Origin of the sequence: Sphaerochaeta sp. S2, assembly GCF_016406725.1 — a bacterium.
Lineage (GTDB): Bacteria > Spirochaetota > Spirochaetia > Sphaerochaetales > Sphaerochaetaceae > Sphaerochaeta.
This window is the reverse complement of sequence record NZ_JAEKNT010000448.1, coordinates 1-6,546: the sequence shown is the minus strand read 5'-3', so window position 1 is coordinate 6,546 and position 6,546 is coordinate 1. Positions and strand designations below refer to the sequence as shown.

The window sequence follows — 6,546 nt, the reverse complement described above, 5'->3', positions numbered from 1 at the left end:
CATTTATGCGCTTACAGCAAAAACTCCGAAGACCCTGACATTGCGGATGAATAAGATTATTCAGAGGGCGGAGAAATTCGTCTGCCCCATAAAACCAGGGCGGACAGTACCAAGGGCAGAAAACAAGCGAAAGACCCAATTCCATCATAATCACAAGTCAAATTGTTAAGATTTTGGGAGAGTTGGGCTTAAGTTGTGAACATTGAAAAATAATTAATAAATGTTTTGACAGATACTTGTATGTGTTCTAGGATATTGGTATGACCATTAATCCACGAAAATGGTCTAACCAATTTACCATTATGTTATATAGGATGTATTGTATATGAAACAACAAAAGTTACGAATGAGCCGAAGGAAGGACTACATTGGTATGATCTTTGTAGCTCCTTGGCTTATTGGATTTTTAGCTTTTAAAGCATTTCCCTTGATTCTTTCAACTTTTCTTTCCTTTACACAATATCGAATCATTTCCGCACCTACTTTTGTTGCTTTTGAAAACTTTAAAATGGCATTCTTAAGTCCAGATTTCTGGAATTCCCTAAAAGTTAGTTTTGCCTATGTACTTCTTACCGTACCTTCTAGGCTAATATTTTCTCTTTTTATTGCTTACATTCTAAGCTCAAAAGTAAAAGGAATTGGGATTTTTCGTTCTATCTACTACATTCCCTCATTGATGGGAGGGAGTGTCGCTGTAGCGATTTTATGGCAGTACATGTTCATGGAAAAAGGAATGATAAATGCGTTTCTCGGGATGTTGCATCTTCCTCAACCTACTTGGCTAGCCGGTTCTTATACAGCGTTATTTGTAATTAGTATTTTAAAATTATGGCAATTTGGATCTACAATGGTAGTGTTCCTTGCGGCTCTAAAGAATATTCCTATAGCCTTGGTTGAAGCGGCTCAGGTGGATGGTGCAACTAGGAAAAGAACATTCTGGTCAATAATTATCCCATATATTACTCCTGTAATTTTCTTCAATATGTTGACCAATCTTGTTACTGCATTTCAGGAATTCAATTCTCCATACGTAATTACAGCAGGTGGCCCAAGTAAGGCAACTGAACTAATGTCGCTGTTGATTTACAACAATGCTTTTAGGTATTTAAAGATGGGCTATTCCAGTGCTTTGTCAATTATCTTGTTCACAGTCATCACTATTGTAACTGTTCTATTGTTTAAATCATCGAATCATTGGGTTACCTATCAGGATTAGGGGGAGAGGAAACTATGGCATACTTAAAAAGAAAGCAAGTAGATAAAATTTTGAACTATATTATTTTAATTGCAATTGGAATAGTGATGGTTTATCCCTTCCTCTGGTTGATAGGATCATCATTTAAGACCTCCTATGAGATTTTTGCCGACCTTTCAGTAATACCAAAAAATCCTACTTTGAATGGTTATAAAAATGGATGGAGGGCAGCAGGTGCATCGACATTCTTGACATTTTTCAAAAACACTTACGTTTATGTGGTACTAAAAGTTTTGGCCACAGCTTTCTCAGCTGTTGTTGTAGGATATGGGTTTTCCCGATTTGATTTTCCCTATAAAAAATCAATGTTTTCTGTTTTAATTGCTACGTTGTTATTCCCGATGACCGTTGTTCTCGTTCCTTCCTATATAATGTTCTCAAAAATTGGATGGGTAGATTCATATACTCCATTGATTCTACCTTCCTTGTTTGCTGCAGATACCTATTTTGTGTTTCTTATGGTGCAGTTTTTTCGATCCCTTCCCCGTGATATGGACGAAGCAGCAATCATCGATGGCTGTGGGCCAGTACGACGGCTTATTTATATACTTGTTCCTTTATTGAAACCTGCAATAGTAACTGTAATGTTGTTTCAGTTTATCTGGACAGGTAATGACTTTCTTGGTCCAATGATTTATCTCTCATCAGAACATCTCTTTCCAGTATCAATTGGATTGAAGATATCCATGGATACTTCTTCTGGAATGATTTCATGGGAGAACACGATGGCGATGTCAGTGTTGGCAATATTGCCACCTCTGATTCTATACATGTTTGCGCAAAGGAATTTTGTGGAAGGTATTTCCACAACAGGTTTAAAAGGATGATTTTGCATTTTGCAAAAGGAGGGCGTATGAAAAAGAAGATGGTAATTGGTATAGCAATTTTAATTATTGCTACAATGGTGCCTGTGTTTGCTGCTGGAGAATCAGAGACTGCAGCATCAAAACCTGTGACGTTTATGTGGTGGGGGAATGAAACTCGTCATGCCGCTACAAACGCAGCCGTAGATCAATATATGGCAGCAAATCCTGATAAGAAAGTAACTACCATGCCAAACCCATTTGATGGTTATCATGATAAGATTATCATTCAATTAGCTAATGGAACTGCTCCAGACTTGTTTTGTTTTAGCACTGAATGGATGGCAGAGGTAGCATACACAAAGGATCCAGTTCTAAAGAATCTCTACGACCTTTCTGATTATATTGATTTATCAGAGTTTAGTGAGAATCTTTATAAAGGTGGTGAAATTAACGGTAGATTGTTAGGTCTTCCAACCGGAATCAGTGGTTGGACTTATACCTATAACATCAATAAGTTACAGGAATATGTACAGAAGACAGGTAATCCTCTTCCTCCTGGCCCAGGTGAGTCATGGACGTTCGAAGAATTTATTCAATATGGAAAAGATTTCCATGATGCAATGGGTCCATCTTCGGCATTGATTGCTACTACTAAAGATTCCCTTTCTCATTTCCTAGTTCATGTACTTAGTGAAATAGCAGGTGCTTATTATGTAAATGACCAAGCGCAGATGCAATTTACACGTTCTGATTTAGTGGAAACATTGAATTTGTTTGAAAGAATGACTGATGTTGGGTTGCTTCCAGCAGGTCGTCAGCAAGTTGAGTCTCTCTCCGGGACAACTGTAACTACTACAAATGTTGCAGCTGGTAATTGGGCTGGCTGGTATTGTTGGACGAGTAATGTGGCTGAGAATGAAGATACCTCAAATAGTCCTGTAGGAATTATGGCTTATCCGAGTTTAGGTAGACCAGAAGCCGATGGCTTATTTGTACGTCCAGCTCAGTTCTGGGCTATTTCGAGAGATTCTAAGAATGCAGAAGATGCTGCAAGATTGCTAAATTTCATTTTGAATGATCCAAAATCTATTGCAGAACTAGAATTGCAGCGTTCGGTACCTCCCACAGAAGCAGGACAGAAAGTGCTTGCAGATATGGGAGTCCTCTCTGGACCAGCTTATGAAAGTACTAGATATTTAATGCAATCAGCTGATTCAAAGTATACTCCGTTTATTCTGGTGGCAGAGCTGACTGAAGCATTACGGAATGAGTATTCGAAATTTATTGTTGGAAGTCAGACAGTAGACAAGACAGCCGATTCTTTGATGTCACAATTTGATTCTATCTTGAGCAGAATTAGAAAGACTAATGGAATCGAGTAGGTAAGTCATTATGTGGAGGAGCTGTTGCTCCTCCACATCTATATTAATATGAAGGATGGGTAGGGGTATGGAGTGGTGGAAAAGAAACAACCAGAGATTGATTCAAACAAATCTTAGATCAAGCGATGCATCACTAGACCGTCAAGTTTTGATTGAACAGTTGAAAGTGCTAAATGCTAATGTTCTGTTGATGAATACTGGTGGTTTGGTGTCTTTTTATCCAACAGAGTTGCCATTTCACTATCGTAGTCCATCTCTAGGCAGTGGCGATCTGACAGGTGATATGGTACACCTTTGTCATGAGCACAACATTAGGTTTATAGCTCGTTTTGATTTTAGCAAGATTCATGAATCCATCTTTGCTGAACACCCTGATTGGGCTTACCGTTCATTGGATAATAAATCTGTCAATTACAATGGATTTGTTCATACCTGTGTTAATGGCGGTTTTCAAAAAGAGAAGAGTTTGGCGATTTTGAAGGAAACACTTGATCGGTATCCTATCGATGGAGTCTTCTTCAATATGTTTGGATATTTCACCCGAGACTATTCTCATAATTATCATGGAATATGCCAATGTGATTCATGTAGAAAAATGTTTTATGATCGATATGGATTATCTCTTCCGACACAAGAAGATCCAAATGATCCTGTATTTAATACATATCAACAATTCAAATTAGAAACTGTTCATGAAATGATGGATAATATTCGTAACCTTGTGAAATCATATGGTGAGAATATTGCAGTTTCGACTTATACAGATGATTGTGTTGACATTATCAAGAAAGAATCTAACACAGAAATACACCGACCCTATCCGCTCTGGGAGTATTCTGCCTCAGAAAACATTCAATCAGTTGAAGGGACATGGGATGAAAAAACAATTAGTAATGTTTGTATTAATGCAATAGGTTTAGATTATCGGTTTCAAGGTGTTCCTACTCCTCAAGTAGAGATAAGGCTTATTCAAGCACTTGCAAATGGGTCAGGAATGGATTTCTGTATTATTGGGGTATTCAAAGACTATCCTGACCGAAAGAGTCTCAAGGCTGTAGAGAAGATTTATTCATATCATGCTGAAAATGAACAATACTATGGTAATTTCTCGATATTGGAGGACGTGGTATTGATTAAGCCTGGTCCACATCCTACATCGTGGCAATTGGATGAGTATCTAGGTTTGTATAGAATATTGAAAGAAGCACACATAAGTTTCCGAGTTGTTGAGCAAGCAGCAATAAAACCTCATCATCTCAAGAGATGTAAATTAATTATTTGTCCTGATCTTTCAAATACCTGTACACTAATGGATATCTTGGCAAACAGCAAAAAGCCAATCATCTGGACTGGTTCTACTTGGAAACAGACACAGTATCCTGATTTCAATGCTTTATTCTCAATAGATACCGCAGGGGAAGTAGAAGATGCAAGATGGTCTTATGTAAGAAATTTTCCTCAAAGCCTCTTTCCTTCACTATCAGATACCGATTGGTCAATGTTAGATGGGCCAGTAGTAGGATTGAAGGTTTTAGATGGATCCATTGGATGTATGGAGCAGATGACTGTAGGCACCTTTGGGCCTCCAGAAATGTGCCAAGGGAATATAAGAAGTGGGAAATATCTTGGGGCAATTACTCCTGATGGTAAGAGACAATTATTTTCAATCGGACTGGGAAAATTGTATAAGCGATATGGATATCCAGAGCATAAGTACTTAATACTGGATCGAATAAAATCTATTGTTCAAAAACCGGTTATCGAATTGGATTCAAATGAGCAGATTGAAGTTGTCTTTGGTTCATATCCTGAGGATGGGCCTGCTTCATATATTCTTCATTTGATTAACTTAGCAGGATTTAATGGTAGTACATTTTTCAAATCACAAAATCTTAGAAGTTTGTTGTTGAGGATTAGGTTGAGAGATGATGAAACAATTGTTTCGGTTGAATCTCTTGTCTCTAAGCAAAATGTTGCATATAGTAAAGAAAAATCGACATATAGCTTAAATCTGGATTTAGTTGATTCGTTTGAAGCAATAGTAATTCATTGTACCAGGAAGTAGATATGCTGGAACCTATAAAAACAAAGAAAATATATACTCTGATTATGCAACAAATTCAGGATTTGATTGATGAGAAACAGCTCAAACCTGGTGATCGTCTTCCATCAGAACGTGATTTAGCAACAGCCCTTTCCGTGAGTAGAGCATCTGTAAGACAAGCAATTACTGCTTTAGCAACAAAAGGTCTTCTTACAGTGCAACAGGGGGATGGTACATATGTAACAACACCTTCTATGAAAGCTGATGCTTTGGAAGCATTGAGTGAGCAGTTGGTTGATCAACAAATAAGCCCAAATGAAATAGTAGAAACTCGACTATTGATTGAATGTGAATGTGCCCGATTGTGTGCAATGCGTGCTACTCCCGAGATTTGTGATCAATTGGAGTCCTTATTGGAGCATAATCGTGAGGCACGTGGTGAACGTGCGTCTTTGGAAACGATGAACAGGGATTTGCATGATATGATTGCTCTTGGTGCCCAGAATAAAGCATTACAGCGGATTATGTCAGATATTTGGACACTCATGAATGAGAATATGTGGTACTTCTTAAAACAAAAAAGCAATGATAGGAATATGGTGGTTGAAAAGCATTTGCGGCAGCATAGAGAAATCGTCGATGCAATTAAAGCACATGACCCACAACTTGCAAAGAAAAAGATGAGAGAACATCTATCTGATATTGATAGTTCGTTGAATACGCTAATATCGTAATCTCATGTTATTTCTCTATAGTATAGCTGAGATGAATATGGCTGATGCTTCTAATTCAACACATCATTACATGATTGTGAATTAAGTAGATCTTCTCCATTTTTCAGACGCTTCAGGTTTTCCGTAATCACTCCAATTCCATGTTCAAATTTCAAAGGACTCTGCGGAGTGCTGTGTGGGGTTATAACCCAAATTCCCGAAGTTTTGTAACTATGAGAGCGGACAATCAGTCTCGAACGGATCTTCATCCCCTACATTCATCAGCTTGCCTTTCCATGGATACTCAACACTGAACAGATCGAAGATGAGCCGCTGAGCCTTCGTG

The 6,546-nt window shown here is 38.0% G+C and carries 5 protein-coding genes; all 5 read left to right on the top strand.

Going from position 1 to position 6,546, the window contains the following annotated elements:
* Positions 1 to 325 precede the first annotated feature (325 nt).
* The 5 genes from JF818_RS12905 (at position 326) to JF818_RS12885 (ending at position 6,221) form a co-directional block, all read left to right on the top strand.
* Complete coding sequence (locus JF818_RS12905) at positions 326 to 1,216, top strand: carbohydrate ABC transporter permease (protein WP_198892398.1); 891 nt, start codon at positions 326 to 328, stop codon at positions 1,214 to 1,216.
* 14 nt (positions 1,217 to 1,230) lie between these two features.
* A complete protein-coding gene (locus JF818_RS12900) occupies positions 1,231 to 2,082 on the top strand; it encodes a carbohydrate ABC transporter permease (protein ID WP_198892397.1) in 852 nt (283 codons plus the stop codon).
* 26 nt (positions 2,083 to 2,108) lie between these two features.
* Positions 2,109 to 3,443, top strand: coding sequence for an ABC transporter substrate-binding protein (locus JF818_RS12895; protein WP_198892396.1), 1,335 nt, complete (start codon positions 2,109 to 2,111; stop codon positions 3,441 to 3,443).
* A gap of 67 nt (positions 3,444 to 3,510) precedes the next feature.
* The gene (locus JF818_RS12890) at positions 3,511 to 5,508 is read left to right on the top strand and encodes a hypothetical protein (protein WP_198892395.1); all 1,998 of its coding nucleotides are present in this window, start codon (positions 3,511 to 3,513) and stop codon (positions 5,506 to 5,508) included.
* Positions 5,509 to 5,510: 2 nt separating this feature from the next.
* Entirely contained in the window at positions 5,511 to 6,221 is a 711-nt protein-coding gene (locus tag JF818_RS12885) for a FadR/GntR family transcriptional regulator (RefSeq protein WP_198892394.1), read from the top strand.
* Positions 6,222 to 6,546 lie beyond the last annotated feature (325 nt).

Coding starts and splice junctions, on each gene's coding strand:
- JF818_RS12905 (WP_198892398.1), top strand. CDS start 326: ATGAAACAACAAAAGTTACGAATGAGCCGAAGGAAGGACTACATTGGT.
- JF818_RS12900 (WP_198892397.1), top strand. CDS start 1,231: ATGGCATACTTAAAAAGAAAGCAAGTAGATAAAATTTTGAACTATATT.
- JF818_RS12895 (WP_198892396.1), top strand. CDS start 2,109: ATGAAAAAGAAGATGGTAATTGGTATAGCAATTTTAATTATTGCTACA.
- JF818_RS12890 (WP_198892395.1), top strand. CDS start 3,511: ATGGAGTGGTGGAAAAGAAACAACCAGAGATTGATTCAAACAAATCTT.
- JF818_RS12885 (WP_198892394.1), top strand. CDS start 5,511: ATGCTGGAACCTATAAAAACAAAGAAAATATATACTCTGATTATGCAA.